Raw genomic sequence first — 17,793 nt, forward strand, 5'->3', positions numbered from 1 at the left:
AGCATCGGTTTCCCCATACACATACAGATCGCGACTGGCTTCTAGGTTAAGCCGTGTTCGTTGACGAAGCGCTTCCAAGGGAACAGATACTGATCCTAAAATGCGCTTTTGTCTGAACGCTTGGAGCGATCGCACATCCAGGATGGTTAGAGCGGGTTCACCCCAATCTAGACGGCTTTTTAGCTCATGAACGCTGGCCTGCTCATGAAATTCGGGAGGGATCGGAACAGGCGTTTTGCTAACGACATTCAAAACCTTGTCTTTTGCGTTACCGATCGTGTTCTGCATGTCAATCATAAAATCAAATCAAATGTGCCTGTATTGCGTCTCTTGCACCCTAGCAATCGCCCATAACAATCAGGCTCTATCGCCTGGGAGAATAGACGCAAATACCTTCCTTCCGGCTGAACCTCAGGGGAGCTAACGATGTTTTTACTCATCACAATGGCATAGCATAAGCCCGATAGTACCAGTAAAAACCTGCACCGCCTACCAGGGCAGCGCAGGGTAAAATCTGGTTTTCAGCTTTGTTGAGTTAACGGCCTTCTTAAACCCGTTCTTCCTACGTCCTGCCTTACTGAGGCAATTCAGTCAGTTGATCACTGATCGTGGTGCGACCCACCTGGGTGGGAGGAGCATTGCGCTCGGCCAGGATCGCAGGTTCTAGCGCTTCGATCGCTTGAACATACTGGGGATCGGCCAGCGTAGCGAGTAAGTCTGGATTGGTCGATAAGCGCTGACGATCGGTCGCGGTCAGTGAAATTGGAATATCAGGCGTAATACCAAGGTGGCTAATGTCCGTTCCATTCGGGGTGTAGTAGTGAGCCACCGTAACGGCAATGCCAGCCCCATCCGTCAACGAGTGAACAGACTGAACTAATGCCTTGCCATAGGTTTGCGTCCCAACAACCACAGCGCGATCGTTGTCCATTAAGGCTCCAGTCAAAATCTCGCTGGAGCTTGCAGAGCGGTTATCTACCAATACAACCAGGGGTTTTTGAGTCAATGCGGTATGGGTGGCCTTCACTTCTTCGCTCGCATTATCCCGATCGACGGTTCGCACAATGGAACCCGAATCGATCCACATCCGCGAAATATCGATACTAGCTTGCAGAAGTCCGCCTGGGTTGCCTCGCAAATCGAGAACAAATCCGTCAACGTTTTGGTTGGAGAGATCTTGGATCGCTTGCCGCATTTGATCGGCGGCGTGGGAGCTGAATTCCCGGAGCTGGATATAGCCAATCTGATATCCATCATCGGACTGTACTCGGTAGCTGACGGACGGCAGTTCAATGCGTTGGCGAACAAGAGTCACCTCAAAAATGTCCTCACCCCGTCCGATTTGCAAATCAACGGACGTTCCTAATTCACCGCGAATGCGATCGGAGGCATCTTGAACGGTCATTCCCTCTGTAGATTGACCATCGATTTGCAAGATGCGATCGCCTGCTTGGAGGTTTGCCGCACTGGCGGGTGAATTAGGGATGGGTTCAACTACGCTTAAAACTTGAGTCTGGGGATCCACCTGAAGTTTGATACCCACCCCGGACAGTTCACCAGAAGTTTGATTCAGCAGCGCTTGATAGTCGCTGGGAGCCATGAAACGAGTGTAGGGATCGTCAAGCTCAGCCAACGCTGCGCGAAGGGCTTCATAGGCGTCTTCTTTGGATGCATAGTCCTGGCTCAGTAGATCTAAACGTACTGTTTGCCAATCGACACCGTTAAACGTGGTATCGACGTATTCTTGGTTTACGATTTGCCAGGCTTCATCTAGGGTTGCCTTATAACTATCGTGAAACGATGCCTGTACCGCAGAGGCATAACCAAGTTCAAGAAATGCTGTCCCAGCAGCAATTACCCCGCTAAACGTAGCGCTTCTAAGCAACCGACTAGAGAATCTACCGTATTTTGTCATCTTCTTACAGCCCTGAAAGGTTGACGTGTAGGCTGATGCACCACCCTGAACGTATAAATACCTGGGTATATTGTGCTCATTGGCGAAATATTTCCACTAGGATATCCAGATGCTCACTACCCTCTAAGAAGGCGTGTGCCAGTTTTAGGCAACATCTGGAACTGTCCGAGGTGAAGCGCATTTCGTCTATTGTGCCACTGTTTTTATTTTAAAAACCGCTGTAAACGATTTGTAAAATTCCGGGCTGGTGGGGCTGTCCGATTACCCATCCGTACATTGACTGGAGATCAGACACCGAACGAGTGGGGATGGCTTGACTTGCAAGCACGTTTACCTGTTTGAGCATTTCTGCAAGCTCAGGGTGTTGTCCAATCGTTTGGAACGCAGGATATGGACAATCTGTCCAAAAGGTTTGCAGAATCTTAGCATCTGCCGTGTCTGTTGAGGCTTTCTCCAACAGGGTCAACAGCATAGATAAACGGTACTTTTTGCGCGATCGCAACGGAATCTCCGCGATGGTATCTAGGTGCTGATGCGCTAGGCAGTAGGTTCGCAGCTCCCGAAATAGCGGCTGTACTAATTCTCGCTCTAGGGTGTCCGTAAGCCGTTTGATTAAGTCTGCGCCGTTTGCCTCTAAATTATCGGGTTCAAGCATGATTTTTGCGGCGGCGGCGAGATCCGTTTGGCTGCGGGGATGGAGGGCAGTCCATACAGTTTCCCCTAGGTGCTGGTGCAGAGCCTCGCGAATTTGCTTAGGGGTCAGGGGTGTAGCGTCCGGTGCAGCGAGAGGGGCGATCGCCTCTGCCTGGACGTGAGGCTGAAGGGCTTCTACCTGTTCGTTGAGTTGAAGCACCTGCCGTTCGCACTCGGCCAACTGCTGTTCTGTTTTGATCAGGCGTTCTCGCTTATCCGCCAATTCCAGGGCGGCGATCGCGGCTCGAATGAGATTGAAATAGTGGGGTTGAAGGACATCAACCACCGTGGCCGTGTCCCGTGAGGTTCCTAACAATCCCTGGCGCTGACTAGGCTGCACTGCCAGCACACATCCCTCTGGATTCCGAATTCTAAGTTCGCGCGAGGTTTCCTCAGAGGCGGTTCCGGTCTGGGTCGAGACACTGCATTCGTAGAGCCGACGATTGTAGTAAAACTCTACCTTTCCCGGCAGCATTTCATGGATAGCGGTATCGACGTCGGTACTCCGTTGGTTCTCGATTGGCAGGAGTTCCAATGGCTGGATGGCAGGACGCACACCGACGATTTCCAACTGCACCGACTGTTCGCCATTCCAGTCGTTAAGGCGCAAACGGTAGGCCACATCTAGCCGCTGGGGTAAAGGACAGTAGCTTCCCCAGCGCCAGGCGATCGCCCCAATACCTTGGGTGATTTGGGGATTAGCCGCAATAAAGCTTGCCCCCTCGTCTGGAGCAAGGAGCAGTTTCAAATGAGCCTGATCGCGTCCGATGGTGCGCTGTTCCAGAACCCGCACGTTGGGTGTCCAAAAGACTGGATCGGGGTTCTCAATGCCGCAGGGATGGAGGCGATCGATTTGATGATAGAGGTCTAGGTCAACATCAAATAGATCGGCTTGTGTATCAATAGTGACAAGGGGTTTGAGGTGTTCCGGTAAAAGCTGTTGGTGGGCAAAGATGCTGAGGCGTTTTTGAAATTCGGGGAGGTAATCGGCGGGAAGTGAAAATCCGCCTGCCGCCCGATGGCCGCCGTATTTGCCCAACAGCTCGTCGCAAAATTGCAGCGCTTCAAACACGTTGAATTCGGGAATGCCCCGTGCTGAGCCGCGAATGTGGTGCTGTTCCTCGTCTTCGTAGGTGCCAATGAACACCGGAACCCCGTAGCGCTCGACGAGACGCGAGGCCACAATGCCAATTACGCCATGATGCCAGTCGGGTTGCACAATCACCAACACCCGATCCTGCTGCAGGGGGATAGCATTGGTTTCAATAAAGGCGATCGCCTCCTGTTCAATCAGTTCGCATAGGCGCTGTCGTTTCTGGTTGATCTGTTCGCACACCATCGCCAGTTCTAGGGCACGCCCTTCATCATCGGTGGTCAGCAGCTCGATCACAAGTTGGGGATTGGCCAAGCGACCGATCGCATTGATGCGAGGGCCAAGTCGGAAGCCGATCGCTTCGGGTTTGAGAGTTTTATCATCGCCCGTAACGCCACTGACCTGCATCAGCGCTTGAATGCCGATCAGTTTCGACTGGGGCAATAGGCGCAAGCCTCGCTTCACCCAGCGTCGGTTCACCCCGGTCAACGGTGCTAGATCGGCAATGGTGCCTAGGGTGAATAGTTCGAGGAGCGGGGACGTTAACTCTTGGAGACGGTTGAAGCGTTGTGCCAAGCATACCGCCAGAATATAGGCGACCCCGACCCCCGCGACTCCAAAGAAAGGCGATTCTGGATTGATGAGCTTGGGATTCAGAATCGCATCGGCAGGCGGAAGCTGGTCGGGGATGTCGTGGTGGTCGGTAATGATCACCGAAAGTCCCAGTTCTTTGGCGCGAACGATTGGGTCGTAGGCGGCGATGCCGTTATCGACGGTCAGGATTAGGCGAATACCTTCCTGATGAAACTCTTCAACAATGCGGCGATTGATGCCGTAACCTTCGGTTAAACGGCTGGGGATGGCGTAATCGACATCGGCTCCCAAGGCGCGGAGCGATCGCAGTAACAAAACCGTACTGGTCATCCCGTCGGCATCGTAGTCACCACAAATGGCAATGCGATCGCCTTTCCCGATCGCGGTTTGCAGAGTCTCTAATGCCGCGTCTAAATCGGGGAATTCATCCAGGGGCGACGGTAGAGAAATGGATTCGGGGTCTAGAAATGCCTGGGCGTCTTGAGGGGTGGCAAATCCTCGGTTGATTAAGACCTGGGCGAGGAGTGGCGATAATCCGGTGGCTTCGGCAAGGGCGATCGCGCGCTCAGGGTCAGCCTCGGCAATGTGCCAGCGTTGATCGGGGAGTCGAGGGGGTTTCCGCTCGGTTAGCGGCCTGAGTTGGGCAGGCGACGCTGGCGTGAAACGATTTTCCTGTTTTGAGTTGAGGGTGTCGGAGTGGGTCACAGGTAATTCCCGATTATCGATCTAGGACGTGAGCATGAGGAGAACTCTACCTAGAGAATACCCTGTTTTCAAGTCTTTAGTACACAAGTTCTAGAGAGTGTCCAATTCGGTTAAGTTAGTATCAGTTTTGAGTTTTGAGTTGACGATGCGTTGTACCGTCAGCAATTTCAGTCTTGGATCCATAGCTGGAATTTAAGAAATTGGTATAGCAATCAATACCTATAGTGCTAGCCAGCTATGAATGGCGGCGTAAAAATGGCAGTGTAAGTTTGACCTACACTGCCACTCAGGATATGAGAGCTTCGCTTACACAGGGGCGATCGCCGGACAACTCACATTCATGCCACCCAGACCACAGTAGCCGTTGGGATTCTTGGCGAGGTACTGCTGGTGATAATCTTCAGCGTAGTAAAACGCCGGAGCATCGAGAATTTCGGTGGTGATCGCTTGCTTGTGACCTGCCGCCGCCAAGGCATCCTGATACATTTTCAAAGATGCTTCGGCCAGTTGCTTTTGACTGTCGGAGTAGGTGTAGATTCCAGAGCGATACTGGGTGCCAACGTCGTTGCCCTGACGCATGCCTTGGGTAGGGTTATGGCTTTCCCAAAAGACTTTCAGCAAATCGGCGTAGGAAATAACAGACGGATCGTAGACGACCCGCACCACTTCGTTATGTCCGGTTAATCCAGAACATACTTCCTGATAGGTCGGATTAAGGGTTAGCCCTCCAGCGTAGCCAACAGCGGTTACAAATACGCCTTTTTGCTGCCAGAAGCGACGCTCTGCCCCCCAAAAGCAACCCAGACCGAACATCGCCGTTTCCATACCATCGGGATAGGGAGGCTTCAACGGATTGCCGTTGACATAGTGCTTTTCAGGAACGGGCATTTCAGCCGAGCGTCCAGGGAGCGCCTCGGCGGGGGTAGGCATGGCTGTTTTTTTGCCAAATCCAAATAAAACCATAGGTTGAAGAATGGGTAGGGTATGACTATGCTGCTTCTTTTATTTTAGAGGGTGTTCTAAATCGAGGAGGGGGCGATCGCCCTCAACCCATCTTTTTCAGGCCGTAGTTCCAGGTTGTAATACTCCCGATACCAGGCGATGAACTGAGGAATACCTTCTTCAATCGAGGTTTGGGGACGATAGCCCACATCACGCACTAAATCGTCAATATCAGCGTAGGTTTCTAGCACATCACCTGGCTGCAACGGTAATAGATTCTTCCGCGCTGGAATTCCCAATTCTGTTTCCAAAACTTCGATGAAGCGCAGCAATTCTACCGATTGATTATTGCCAATGTTGTAAATTCGGTACGGTGCGTTGCTGCTGCCCGGATCAGGTTGGTATCCTGACCAGTCTTCATTAGGAACGGGGACATGATCCAGCACGCGCACCACTCCGTCGGCAATGTCATCCACATAGGTGAAATCGCGCCGCATTTTGCCATAGTTATATACGTCAATGGATTTTCCGTCCAGAATCGCTTTCGTGAACTTGAATAGCGCCATGTCGGGGCGTCCCCAGGGGCCATACACCGTGAAGAACCGCAGGCCAGTGGTGGGAATGCGGTAGAGATGGCTGTAGGTATGCGCCATGAGTTCGTTTGCTTTCTTCGTTGCTGCATACAGGCTCACCGGATGATCCACATTGTGGTGAATGGAGAAGGGCATGGTGCGGTTTGCGCCATACACCGAACTGGAGGAGGCATAGACGAGGTGTTCTACGTTGCCATGCCGACAGCCTTCCAGTACATTCACAAATCCTGTGAGATTGCTGTCTACGTAGGCATGGGGATTTTCGAGGGAATAGCGTACACCGGGCTGAGCGGCGAGGTGGATGATGCGATTGGGCGCATAGTCGGAAAATAGGGCTTCAGCGGCAGGGCGATCGCTCAGGTCTAGCTTCTGGAAGGTGAAGTTGGGATAGGGTTCAAGCTGGGCAAGGCGATCGCGCTTTAGTTGGACATCGTAGTAATCGCTGAGGTTATCCACACCGACGACTGTTACCCCTGCCTCCAAAAGCCGCAATGCCACATGAAACCCGATAAATCCTGCTGCTCCAGTGACTAGAACCGTCGTCATACCCTACCTCCTCGCCATACTGCCGCACATTTAAGTTAATCATTATGACATCGCAGTGCGGAGCAAGGGGCAACGAAATAGCCACTCCTGCGATCGCACCCCATCTTCAGAAGCAGATTGTCCCTATTGCATACCCTTTAGGAAACTGACGACGTTTGCCCCAATTGCCTCTAGCGCATACCCCCCTTCCATCACAATCAGGGTTGGCAGACCCAGGCTGGAAATGCGATCGCCCATTTTGGCGTAGTCCGGCGTGGTCAGCTTAAAGTCACAAATGGGATCATGCTCAAAGGTATCCACGCCGAGGGAAATAACGAGAGCATCGGGTTGGTAAGCGTTAATCTGCTGTAGGGCATCGTTCAACGCGTCTTGATACACCGTCCAATCCGTTCCCGGTAGGAGGGGATAGTTGCGGGTGTACCCTTCGCCATTGCCTGCTCCCTGCTCATCGTCGTAGCCCAGAAAGTAGGGATAGGCGAGGCGAGGATGGGCGTGGATCGACACGAACAGCACATCGGCGCGATCGTAAAAGATGGCTTGCGTACCGTTGCCGTGGTGATAGTCCACATCTAGGATGGCGACCCGCTCGGCTCCGGCATCTCGAAAGGCTTGGGCGGCGATCGCCCCATTGTTCAAAAAGCAATATCCGCCCAGAAAGTCCCGTGCAGCATGGTGTCCGGGCGGACGGCAGAGCGAAAACACGACCGATTCCCCGTTCGATACAAAGCTTTGTCCTGTGAGAGCAACTTGGGCAGAAGCATAGGCTGCCTGCCAGGTTCCGGCGATAATGGGCGTTCCAGCATCGAAGGAGTAGTAGCTCAGCTTGCCGTCGATGTCGTCGGGAATGCGATCGCTCCGCATGGTGCGAATCGCCCAATTCAACGGCAGTGCATCGATTTCGCCATGTTTCGCGACCCATTCGCCCCAGGCCGATTGCAGAAATTCCACAAAACCGGGATCGTGAACGCGCAGAATCGGCTCCAGTCCAAAATCTTGGGGAGGAGCAATTGACTCAAAGCTGTTCTCCCGGAGCGCTGATAAAATCCCTTCGACCCGTCGCGGATTCTCCACCGGAGGTTGAAACCTACCGTCGATCAACTCGGTAAACGCATCCTGGAAGCGATGATCGGGACTGTAGATGATTTTCACGATGTCCCTATCCTTTTTGATTGGCAGATTTAAAGCGGCCAGCAACGAAATCTCTCTTTTTCAAGTGTTTGGTCGAGCGTCCCGACACCCGCTTGCGCCACATCTTGAAGCTAGAGGGCTGCATCTCTCGCCGCATGAGGGCAATCACCTCTTTTTCGGACAGCCCATACTGAACGGCGATCGCCTCAAAGGGCGTTCGATCTTCCCAGGCCATCTCAATCACGCGATTAATCGTTTCAGAATCGAGTGTGCGATCGCTCATCCCTGTCCTCTCATTACCTCAATGCTTCATTGAATACGAAATCTCCCTGCCGCAGGTGATGGGCAAAGGCCACCACATAGGCTTCCTGTCCTGTCGTTTCCACACTCCCCGGACGGGCGTGGCGCACATAGGCAAAGGCTTCATCGGGAGAATGTCCCATGGCCGTCAAGCAGGATGCCGCTACTAAACCGCTCCGACCCAATCCCCCTTTGCAATGCACCACAACCGTTTGCTGCTGCTGGAGCCAGGTCAGAATATCCTGAACTAGTTCAAACAGTCCTTGCATTGAGGTTGGGGTATGGAAATCGGGAATGGGTAACCAGCGAGTTCGCATTCCGTAGGCTTCGGCATCGGTCAGCAAGGTGGGAATGGAGAGTTGTGCCATTTCATCCTTCTCTAGCAACGTTACCAAGCGATCGACCTGATATGCATCGCGCAAATGGCGTAAATCGGTGTGCAAATCGCGTTTCCAGATGGCCTGCATTCCGTAATTTTGTTTGCCTGGAGCAATGGTCATGCCCAGCCGACTGGAGGGTGGAAGCAGGTCGGCGGGGAGGAAGTCAACTCGAATGGCGTCGGTTTCGGAGGTAATAAGCGGACGGGACGGGGCGTAGGAGAAGGGCGCTGAGTGGTCATGTCACCAATGGTTTTAATATTCCCTTGAGCGTAAACCAAGGAAAACCGAATTGGCTACTGCGTAGGCTACCCGATGGCGAAAACTTCCAATGGCAACTTCTAAAGTCTATGAAGCCATGCTGTGAATTGTTGCCAAATGTGCTGAATTCGCTGCCAGAGGGAACGGGAGGGATTGGGCGATCGCCCTTCCGTAGGTTCAGGAATGTAGGCATTGGTCAGCCCCAACACTTCATAGAGACAGTACTCTCCCTGCTTGCCCTTTAGTTCTAGCCGCGTTTGACGACCTACCTGGACGCGATCGCACACGTGGCTGTACATCGCATCTGAAATCAGCAAATGGCTTCCTAACACTTTATTGGCTGATTCAATCCGCGCGGCGAAGTTGACCGCATCCCCAATCGCCGTAATCCGTTGATCCTCAGCCACACCGACGTTGCCGACCACCACCGAGCCATAGTGCAGGCCAATGCCAATCTCCAAGCGGCGATGGTACAGCATCTTGATATGTTCATTGAGCTTCTCCATCGCTTCTAGCATCTCGACGGCGGCGACGATGGCATGGTCAGCCACGTGGCGATCGCCCTCATGGATGCCAAACAACGCCATGAAGCCATCTCCCATGTAGTTGTTGATCATGCCACCATGGGCTTGTACCACCCGCCCCAATGCCTGAAAGTAGCGGTTGAGCAAATACATCACGTCGTAGGGCAAGAGTTGTTCCGCTAAGGGCGTAAAGTCGCGGATGTCAACGAAGAGAATGGCAAGATGCCTTTCCTCCGCAGGCATGATGGGTTCTCGGTGCTTCATCTGCTGGGTTGCGGCCTCGGCATCATCCGGCTCGACAACCAGCCGACGCACCGTCACATCCCCCAGCACCCGCATCTGGCAGGCAAGACGCATAGATCGCTGAAAACAGAGCTGTTGACGAACAACTTGCTCGGCGCGGCTTGGTTCACTACAGTTAGCTAGTCCATCCAACACCAATACGCGACAGGTCGAACAGCGAGCCGCACCACCGCAGAGATGCATGTGGGGAATACCGGCTAACTTTGAGGCATTCAGCAAAATCTCGCCTTCTTCGACCTCGATGCTAATGTCATCTGGGAAATAAGAGATCTTTGGCATGGTTGGCGTGATCCACAGTGGAGATCTATGAAGTGACGCGATGCCCCGTCTTTAGTCAAAATATGGCATTTCTGAGGGGGAAGGGATGGGGAGACAGTTTGGGATCTGTCAGCTCTTTTTTTGCAGTTGCTCTACGATCGCGTGTAGAGAAAAGATAGGCGCATTGCTCGTTAGTCTGGAGGTTTTTTATGCGTATTGAAGCTCTACAGCAGTTTTTGATGGATTCCTTCATGACTCTGAAGGGAACGGTTTCGCTGTTTGCTAACCCGACCAATACCCTATCGGTGTACGACATCGAAGACGGGTTGCGAAACGATAAATCTACGGTGCTGTCCATCGAATACATCAAAAGTCAACCTGGGGTGATGGACATGGTGCGCGATCGCTACCTTGCCCCGTTGCCCGATATTGACACCCTTTTGCAATCTCCTCCCGACTCCTTGGGGTATGCCTATGCAACCTACATCCGCGACAACGGGTTTGACCCTGCCTTTTATCGCAATCTTTCCGTTGAGGACGACACCAGCTACCTGTTCCAGCGCCGACGGCAAACCCACGATATCTGGCACTTAGTCACTGGATTTGGCATTGATGAAGAGTCGGAACTAGGGTTGAAAGCCTTTGAACTGGCACAAACCCGCAGCACCATGTCCGCGATTCTGTTAGCGGGAGGGCTGGTGAGAACCCTGTTTAAAACACCGGAACGGTTGGATTATCTCCTCGATCGCATTGCGGTAGGCTATCGCATGGGGATGCAGGCAAAACCGTTTCTGGCACAGCGCTGGGAAGAAGATTGGGAAAAATCCTTGGCGCAGTGGCGTGAGGAATTGAATGTTCAGGTTCCGTCTACCTATGTACCTTGAGCAAAGGCGTCCAGAATGCTCTCCCTGAAAAAAAGAGCGATCGCTCCTATAATAAAGGGCATTTGCAATATATTGGGGATTCTAGAATGGCTGGCAACAGACTCGGCAATGCCAAAAAGCTTGGAGTCTTGAAAAAGCAGGAGCAGCTGAAAGGGACGCTTTCCCAACAGAATCGAAACAACTTTTTTCAGTTTCGTCTCAACAGCAGGAGTAGGGTAAAGCTAAATTTAAGACAGCTCAGAGCCAATGCTGATCTTGAGTTGCTCCGGCGTAACGGTAACCGCATCAAGGCAGCAAAGCGTCCAGGTCAGCAGGATGAGTCTATTAAGGCAAAGCTCAAAGCAGGAACGTACTACGTTAAAGTGTCTGGCAAGGGCGATCGCACCTCCTATCGGCTTATTCTCAAAAATACCTTTAACAATGCCTCAAGCAAAAATCAGCTAGATTTGCCTGCTAGCTTGACCAGTGGTGGCGTTCCGCAAGCGCTTGTATACAACGTGACTTTAAGTGGTGTTGTCAGGTCCTTTACCAGTCAGTTGCCGTTTCAGCGATTTGGTCAACTCTTCATTACGCGACCGTTCCCTGCCGTCACGGGTAACGATAGAAATGCGTTTGAAGTTGCGCTGCTCTCGAGTGATGTTCCAGGTGGCGTTACGGGACGAGGATCGATCCGATTTGCGACGAACACAGGGCTAACGACTGCTGGAGAATCGATCGATACCGTATTTCAGAACGTAGACTCAAGACAGAATCTATTAGGCTTAGCAGTTGATCGAACCGCCGCATCTGGCTCGAATCAGTTTGCTGTGAGTCTCCCGATTAATACTGGAATTCCCATTGGAACAGGGACGATGAACCTACAGTTCCAAGGCAACCAAGTGGCGGCAATTATTAACGTTGCGGCAGTAGGTGGCGGCGGTAACTACTCTGCTCAGCTATCGGGTACATTTGCCGGAACCCAACCCCTCTAATCCTCAAGCCACAATGCATCTCCTGACGGGAAAACTCCTCTGAATCCCCATCTGTAGCTCGAAATGGGAGAATAAGTACTAATGATTGTCCGGACGCGCAAATTGACATCACTGGGAGGCAGGGGTGGATTTTCAGCAAATAGTGAACACACGACTGGTTAAGCAAGAAACCAATACGCTGTATCAATCCTTGATGCCGCTGCTCCAGTTGGATCCGAATTTTGCGGATTTAATTTTGCTGGATCTCGCTAAAGTGATGCGGATTTGCGGTCGCAGTCGCGGCGATATTGATGCGAATGAACTGCTGGCCTATTTGTCCCTGTATGCCCAGGTGAAACAGGAGGCCGATAAGCTCAAGGCCGTTGAGTCTTGGGAATTTTCCGATCAGGTGCGGCTACAGTACCAAAAGGAAACGCTGCGAATTATTTTAGATTTGACTGCGGAGCCGACCCAGGCCGAGAAACTGGTGCTGCCCTCGTTGTTGAAGCGATTAGACGAGGAACGCCATACGAACTACCTTGAGCAAGTGGTCAATGCCATCTACAAATTTGCCCAGGTGGTGACTAAGGCAGATGGCAATGTCACCATGCACGATATGGATGCCCTATCGCAGATTTGGCAGTGGCTCCATACCTATCACCCGATCGCGAGTTATCAGGTAGGACTAAAAGAGGCGATCGCCCAACTCACAAAACCTGCACCCTCTGCCGACCAAGCCCCCGCAGCCGAGCAAGCAATCCCAACGCCATCAACGGAAGAGGCTCCCCCGGTAAAAACTGAGGAAGAACTGGCGCAGATCCTAGACGATGCCTTAGCTGACTTGAACGCCCTCGTCGGCATGGAAAATATTAAGGAGGAAGTTCGCACCCTAGCCAACTTTCTCAAGGTTCAAAAAATTCGCGCTGAACAGGGTCTGGCCAAAACCCCCGTTTCGCTGCATGCTGTTTTTTGTGGCCCCCCCGGGACGGGTAAAACCACGATCGCCCGTCTGATGAGCCGCATTTATCAGGGGTTGGGCTTCCTGAGTAAAGGTCACTTAATCGAAGTCGATCGCTCGGGTCTGGTGGCGGGCTATATTGGCCAAACAGCAAAGCGGGTGGATGAGGTGGTGGTGTCGGCGCTGGATGGAGTGCTGTTTATTGATGAAGCCTACGCCCTGGTTCCCCGTGAGGGTGGTACCCGCGACTTTGGCCAAGAGGCCATCGATGTCTTACTAAAACGGATGGAGGATGAGCGCGATCGCCTGGTGGTGATTGTGGCGGGCTACACCGATGAGATGGCAACGTTTATTGAGTCGAACCCCGGCTTAAAATCTCGCTTCAACCGCTACTTTTATTTCAATCACTACACGCCTGAAGAACTGACGGCCATCTACGAACGGATGGCAGGTCAAGGACACTTTAAGCTGACTCTAGAGGCACGCCAAAAGCTGTTCGACCTATTCCAAGAACTTTACGATAACCGAGATGACACCTTCGGCAATGCCCGCGTTGCCCGCAATTTGTTTGAGAAAAGTATTGAGCGTCAGGCAAACCGTCTTGCAGTGATGTCTGACTTTACCGATGAGGTGCTGACGACTCTCCTACCTGACGACATTCCCGATAGTGCCCCAGTGCAAACGATGCCATCCAACAACGCTTAGATTTGCATGAACGCGCGATAGACCCTAGGGAATAGCCCGGTAGATCAAGGGCGATCGCCTTCTCAATATTCTTCTCATGTAGCATATGACTTGGCGAGTGGGAAAAATAAGTTAAATGCAGTCCTCTGGTCTGCAATACCATTAACCTGCCCCCTTGGTGCCTCCATAATCTATGGCCGAATCTGCATTCTACTCCTCTGAAACGTATTTAAGTTTTCTAAACGGATTGAAGGACATTGTGATCGCGGTAGATGACCAATGCCGAATTATTTTTACAAATACTGATGCTGATAGTTGGTTTAAAGGTAAAGAACAGATTTTTTCGTCTATAGATTCTGCGTCGCCGTACAGTGTGCTCGATACCAGTTTCCGTGCATTGCCCTACGACCAACTCCCTCTACAGCGAACTTTGCGCGGAGAGTCGTTGAAAAATGTGGAACTGCTAGTCACCTCTGCCGACTCTGCTGCCCCCATCTGGGTGTCGATCAGTGGTGGCCCTTTACCCCAGAGGGGAGGAATTATTTCCATCCGCGATATTTCGAAGCGCAAACAGATGGAGGCGGATCAGCTTCATCCAGCTCTCTGCGATGATCTGACCAATCTTCCAAACCGTAACTTATTCATGGAACAGGTCAATCGCGCGTTATCACGGTTCCAGGTAAACCCATCCTCTCTAATGGCTATTCTGTTTATTGATCTGGATCGATTTAAGTCCGTCAACGATAATCTAGGTCATCAGATTGGCAATCAGCTACTGCAGGAGTTAGGAAGACGCCTGAGGGAGTGTTTACGCCCCGAAGACGCGATCGCCCGCCTCGGTGGCGATGAGTTCGCTGTGTTATTGGACAATATTCCGACCCATGCCAAGGCTACTGAAGTGGCTGAACGGTTGCGGAATACGATCGCTCACCCATTTCATCTCCAACAGCAAGATATTTACATTGACGCCAGCATCGGTATTGCCTTTGGCCCCAACGGATATCTCCATCCTGAAGACTGGCTACGGGACGCAGATACCGCCATGTATCAGGTCAAAAACTCTCCCGACGAGCACTGGCGGGTATTTGATAGCGCCCTGAAAATCCAACAAGACCAACGGATCCAAACTGAAGCGGAGTTACGCCGCGCCATCACCAATCATGAATTGCGGTTACACTATCAGCCGATTGTGTCTATTAGTAATGAAGAGATACTGGGGTTTGAAGCCTTAGTCCGCTGGCAACATCCAGAAAGGGGACTGTTGTTGCCATCCTCGTTTATTCCCATTGCAGAGGAAACGGGTCTGATTGTTCCCCTCGGTTGGTGGGTGTTGCGGGAGGCGTGCCAGCAAATGAAGGGTTGGCAAACCAGGATGCGCAATGCTCAGGAACTTTCCATTAGCATCAACATGTCGAGCAAGCAGTTTGCTCAGAAATACATGGTAGAACGGTTGCAAGAGATTCTCCAGGAAATAGACTATTCTCCCCATCAACTGACCATTGAAATCACGGAAAGTGTTTTGATCGATCATTCTGACTCCATTGTGGAGACGCTTGAGCAGCTTCAGGCCATGGGCATTAAGCTATCCATTGATGATTTTGGCACGGGGTATTCATCCCTCAGCTACCTGCATCGGTTTCCATTTAATACCCTGAAGATTGATCGATCCTTTATTGAAAATGCGGATCAAGATCTCGAAAAATTAGAAATTTTACAATCCGTAGTACGGTTAGCCTGGAATTTAGGTGTGCAGGTGACAGCAGAAGGCGTGGAAACCCAAAAACACTATGCCCAACTCAAAGCCCTACGCTGCGATTCGGCGCAAGGATATCTGTTCGCAAGACCCCTAGCCCCTGAGGATGCAGAAGCACTCATTCAGTCTCGGAGTTAGCCTCGGTGGTCTGCCTGATTTCGGGAATCCGTAATGGGGAGCGATCGCTCCACTCTACCGAAACTGGCGATCGCCCGATAGGATGAGAACAAGCGATTTAGATCCCAGATGAGATACCGATGAGCGCTCTCCCCCCAACCATTCGCCAAAGTGAGCTGGCAGGTCGCTTAGTGATTTTGCGCGACTCAATGGACGAGGTTGGCCATGTGGAGGTGGTGTGGATGCATCCTCCAGTACACCGAGTGTTTGGCTTTATCTGTGCATCGGGATTTCTGGGTCGTAAAAAGTCGGCGTTTAACCTCCCGCAACTTCACGCCATTGGGGATGATGGCCTTTTGGTCAATTCTGCTCCGGTTCCCACGGATGGCAAGAAAGTGCGCCAGATTGAGTCATTGCTGGGCTACGAGCTATGGACGGACTCTGGCGAGAAAGTCGGGCACGTGGTCGATTACATCTTCGACACCAAGACAGGCGCGATTAAAGCCTACCTGTTTACCTCCCATCCCCTAGGGGCGCTCACCGACGGACTGTATCAGATCCCCCCTCGGCAGATGTTGAGCTATGGCGATCGCCGAATTCGCATTCGGGATCAGGTGCTGGAGTCTCCTGAACTGTATAAACCTGGGCTGAAACAAAAGATTGCAACGGTGGGCGAGTCGGTGCTAGAAAGTGCTGAAGAGGAATGGCGATCGCTCACCGAGCAAGCCCTGACCCTACGGGAACAGGCATTAGAAAAATGGCAAAGCCTGACCGAGCAAGCCAAAAATACGGTTGTGCCCCAGGCCAAAGATAAGGCGCAATCCTTCAAGGAGCGAGGGTTAGGCTTTGTCGATCGCCTCCGCGAGCAAACCCAATCCTACACGGAACAGTTGCGAACCGACCTTGACGGCAATTGGAATCCGGCATCCTCCCCCGACGAATGGCCGTTCCCCGATGTTGAAGGTCGTGCCGGAGAATATCGCTGGGATGATCGAGCAGCAGACGACCTGTGGGATGAATCCGACGACTTTTCAGACGATTTTGAGAAGGAGTTTGACGACTGGGACGCACCACCCGCTGGTTCAACCCGCCCTCAATCGGCACCAACCGCTCAGGTCGCAACCTCGGAAAAGGATGACGATGATGAGTGGGACACTTGGGAGCTAGACGAATCTTCAGATCCCTCCCCGTCAACACCAGGGGAAAGACCAGAGGGCGATCGCCCGGATGCAGTGCCGCAGGATGAACCGTCCTCTGCACAGGCGACCACCATGGATGACAATGGATCTGACATATCTGACGAGGTAGCATCGGCGTCTGTGGGAGAGCAGAGTGCTGTGGATGGGGCGATCGCCGATCCGCAAGTCCAGCCCCCAATTCCAACCGAACCAATCCCGCCGGAAGACTTGGACGATGACGACCCGTGGATTTAGACCCCTAGGTTGACATCTCGTTCTCCAGGGCAGATACAGCTAACTTTAGATGTTTCATCCATTTCTTTAAATGCGATCGCAACTGCGACTCTTCCACCCACACCGACACCGATCCGCCATTGCAACAAAACTCGCCCCAGCCACATTCATTCGTCTCCACGGGTTTGCTCACATTGCCCAGCAGGTCATAGAACACCGCGTTGGGTTTTGCCACCTCCATCCATTTACTGCCCCCAGGACCATCGCTCAGAATTACGGCCATTGCGCCGGGATGCTCCTCAGTACCTAGGCGCGTCCAGCCAATAATGTCAGGATGGTCAAAGTAGTCATATTGAGTACCGTAGGCGAAATGACGGCGGGCAAAGAGCAGGTGATCAATCACCGTCTGGTGGGAGTCCATAAAAATGTCGTACTCGTTGCCATCCCGTCCGCGATCGCGATACTGAGCCCCATAGTAGTCGGCATAGAAGACGCAGGGATAGCCCTGCTGCCGCAGCAAAATAATCGCGTAGGCCAGAGGCTTAAACCAGGACTCCACCACCGATTCCAGTGATTGCAGCGGCTGAGAGTCGTGGTTATCGACAAAGGTGACGGCAAAAAGCGGCAGCGTTTTCATCAGGGTATTGTCCAGGATCGTCCGCATATCGTAGAATCCACCTGCCTTACTGGCGCGATGGAAGTTGTAGTGTAGCGGCACATCAAACAAGGTGGTGCGTCCGCCTGCATTGCCGATATACCAGTTCAGCATGCCTAAATCTTCCGTCCAGTACTCCCCGACCATA

Annotated in this window: 15 protein-coding genes; 5 read left to right on the forward strand and 10 right to left on the reverse strand. The window is 52.3% G+C overall.

From position 1 onward, the window contains the following. The 9 genes from IGR76_17990 to IGR76_18030 all read right to left on the reverse strand — a co-directional run. The coding region (locus IGR76_17990) for a rhodanese-like domain-containing protein (GenBank protein ID MBF2080348.1) at positions 1-297 on the reverse strand (297 nt) is incomplete at its 3' end. Between the two features lie 277 nt (positions 298-574). Then, positions 575-1,915, reverse strand: a complete 1,341-nt coding sequence (locus IGR76_17995; GenBank protein ID MBF2080349.1) for a PDZ domain-containing protein — start codon at positions 1,913-1,915, stop codon at positions 575-577. Positions 1,916-2,123: 208 nt separating this feature from the next. Then, entirely contained in the window at positions 2,124-5,000 is a 2,877-nt protein-coding gene (recJ, locus tag IGR76_18000) for a single-stranded-DNA-specific exonuclease RecJ (GenBank protein MBF2080350.1), read from the reverse strand. Positions 5,001-5,306: 306 nt separating this feature from the next. Continuing rightward, complete coding sequence (gene msrA / locus IGR76_18005; protein MBF2080351.1) at positions 5,307-5,963, reverse strand: peptide-methionine (S)-S-oxide reductase MsrA; 657 nt, start codon at positions 5,961-5,963, stop codon at positions 5,307-5,309. A gap of 56 nt (positions 5,964-6,019) precedes the next feature. After that, on the reverse strand, positions 6,020-7,081 hold the full coding sequence (locus tag IGR76_18010; GenBank protein MBF2080352.1) for an NAD-dependent epimerase: 1,062 nt from the start codon (positions 7,079-7,081) through the stop codon (positions 6,020-6,022). A 123-nt stretch (positions 7,082-7,204) separates the two neighbouring features. Beyond that, positions 7,205-8,230, reverse strand: a complete 1,026-nt coding sequence (locus tag IGR76_18015) for a histone deacetylase family protein (GenBank protein MBF2080353.1) — start codon at positions 8,228-8,230, stop codon at positions 7,205-7,207. Between the two features lie 7 nt (positions 8,231-8,237). Next, positions 8,238-8,492 carry a TIGR03643 family protein gene (locus IGR76_18020; GenBank protein MBF2080354.1) on the reverse strand — a complete coding sequence of 85 codons (255 nt, stop codon included), beginning with the start codon at positions 8,490-8,492 and terminating at the stop codon, positions 8,238-8,240. A 13-nt stretch (positions 8,493-8,505) separates the two neighbouring features. Then, positions 8,506-9,084 (reverse strand): cyclin-dependent kinase inhibitor 3 family protein, encoded by a 579-nt coding sequence (locus IGR76_18025; protein ID MBF2080355.1) that lies wholly within the window; start codon positions 9,082-9,084, stop codon positions 8,506-8,508. A 143-nt stretch (positions 9,085-9,227) separates the two neighbouring features. Beyond that, positions 9,228-10,253 carry an adenylate/guanylate cyclase domain-containing protein gene (locus IGR76_18030; GenBank protein ID MBF2080356.1) on the reverse strand — a complete coding sequence of 342 codons (1,026 nt, stop codon included), beginning with the start codon at positions 10,251-10,253 and terminating at the stop codon, positions 9,228-9,230. 188 nt (positions 10,254-10,441) lie between these two features. On the opposite strand from IGR76_18030, the gene IGR76_18035 reads away from it, so the two are divergent. The 5 genes from IGR76_18035 to IGR76_18055 all read left to right on the forward strand — a co-directional run bounded on the left by IGR76_18035 (position 10,442) and on the right by IGR76_18055 (position 17,011). After that, positions 10,442-11,116 (forward strand): hypothetical protein, encoded by a 675-nt coding sequence (locus IGR76_18035; protein ID MBF2080357.1) that lies wholly within the window; start codon positions 10,442-10,444, stop codon positions 11,114-11,116. A gap of 86 nt (positions 11,117-11,202) precedes the next feature. Continuing rightward, a complete protein-coding gene (locus tag IGR76_18040; GenBank protein ID MBF2080358.1) occupies positions 11,203-12,087 on the forward strand; it encodes a PPC domain-containing protein in 885 nt (294 codons plus the stop codon). Between the two features lie 586 nt (positions 12,088-12,673). After that, the gene (locus IGR76_18045; protein ID MBF2080359.1) at positions 12,674-13,729 is read left to right on the forward strand and encodes an AAA family ATPase; all 1,056 of its coding nucleotides are present in this window, start codon (positions 12,674-12,676) and stop codon (positions 13,727-13,729) included. A gap of 172 nt (positions 13,730-13,901) precedes the next feature. Then, positions 13,902-15,599 (forward strand): bifunctional diguanylate cyclase/phosphodiesterase, encoded by a 1,698-nt coding sequence (locus IGR76_18050; protein MBF2080360.1) that lies wholly within the window; start codon positions 13,902-13,904, stop codon positions 15,597-15,599. 119 nt (positions 15,600-15,718) lie between these two features. Then, positions 15,719-17,011 (forward strand): PRC-barrel domain-containing protein, encoded by a 1,293-nt coding sequence (locus IGR76_18055; GenBank protein ID MBF2080361.1) that lies wholly within the window; start codon positions 15,719-15,721, stop codon positions 17,009-17,011. A 4-nt stretch (positions 17,012-17,015) separates the two neighbouring features. Here the strand turns inward: IGR76_18055 and IGR76_18060 are convergent. Beyond that, a partial coding sequence (locus tag IGR76_18060) for a DUF1939 domain-containing protein (GenBank protein MBF2080362.1) occupies positions 17,016-17,793 on the reverse strand: 778 nt, incomplete at its 5' end.

This window comes from Synechococcales cyanobacterium T60_A2020_003, from assembly GCA_015272205.1.
Classification (GTDB): Bacteria; Cyanobacteriota; Cyanobacteriia; order RECH01; family RECH01; genus JACYMB01.